Source organism: Draconibacterium mangrovi (assembly GCF_010586825.1).
Lineage (GTDB): Bacteria > Bacteroidota > Bacteroidia > Bacteroidales > Prolixibacteraceae > Draconibacterium > Draconibacterium mangrovi.
Genome location: NZ_JAAAGB010000023.1, coordinates 1 through 1447, shown reverse-complemented (window position 1 = coordinate 1447; position 1447 = coordinate 1). Strand labels below are relative to the sequence as shown.

The window sequence follows — 1447 nt, the reverse complement described above, 5'->3', positions numbered from 1 at the left end:
ACATCAGCGTATCAGCCGAAACCGATTTATGCGATGCCGAGGTAACAGTACCGGCTCCGGTAATCGACAACTTCTGTGTGGAAAGTTTTACTGTTTCTTACCAGATAGATGGAGGCGCTTCTGTTTCGGTTACTCCACCGGCTGCAGTAGGAACAGTTACTACCCTGTTGCCATTAACCGAACGTTTTGAAGTAGGTCCACATACCGTAACCTGGACCATTGTTGATGCCTCGGGTAATGTATATACCTGCGATATTAACATTACTGTTACCGATGATCAGTTGCCAACTATAACTTGTCCTCCAAATGTGGAAGATGAAATTACCGATGGTGGTTGCGATATGATAAGCGATGCGATTGCCGAACCAGAATTCTACGATAACTGTCCTGATTCAACATTAAGTTACCAGTTGACTTTCGAGGATGGCACAACAAGTGCTATCATAACCGGTTCGGCAAGTGGATATAACTTCCCGGTAGGAAAAACCCAGGTACGTTATATTGTTACCGATGCCTCGGGTAACCAAGCCGAATGTAGCTTCCAGGTATGGATTAAAAACATAGCCGATCCGCAATTCACTGTTACCTGTCCTGATAATACAGCATCAAACATCAGCGTATCAGCCGAAACCGATTTATGCGATGCCGAGGTAACAGTACCGGCTCCGGTAATCGACAATTTCTGTGTGGAAAACTTTACAGTTTCTTACCAGATAGATGGAGGTGCCTCTGTTTCGGTTACTCCACCGGCTGCAGTAGGAACAGTTACGACCCTGTTGCCATTAACCGAACGTTTTGAAGTAGGTCCACATACCGTAACATGGACCATTGTTGATGCCTCGGGTAACGTTTATACCTGCGATATTAACATTACTGTAACCGATGATCAGTTGCCAACCATAACTTGTCCTCCAAATGTGGAAGATGAAATTACCGATGGTGGTTGCGATATGATAAGCGATGAAATTGCCGAGCCAGAATTCTACGATAACTGTCCTGATTCAACATTAAGTTACCAGTTAACTTTCGAGGATGGTACAACAAGTGCTATCATCGATGGTTCGGCAAGTGGATATAACTTCCCGGTAGGAAAAACCCAGGTACGTTATATTGTCACCGATGCCTCGGGTAACCAAGCCGAATGTAGCTTCCAGGTATGGATTAAAAACATAGCCGATCCGCAATTCACTGTTACCTGTCCTGATAATACAGCATCAAACATCAGCGTATCAGCCGAAACCGATTTATGTGATGCCGAGGTAACAGTGCCGGCTCCGGTAATCGACAACTTCTGTGTGGAAAGTTTTACAGTTTCTTACCAGATAGATGGAGGCGCTTCTGTTTCGGTTACTCCACCGGCTGCAGTAGGAACAGTTACTACCCTGTTGCCATTAACCGAACGTTTTGAAGTAGGTCCACATACCGTAACCTGGACCATTGTTGATGC

At 45.1% G+C, this 1447-nt stretch carries 1 protein-coding gene; it reads left to right on the top strand.

Going from position 1 to position 1447, the window contains the following annotated elements:
• A partial coding sequence (locus G4420_RS23195; RefSeq protein ID WP_163326334.1) for an HYR domain-containing protein occupies positions 1 to 1447 on the top strand: 1447 nt, incomplete at both ends.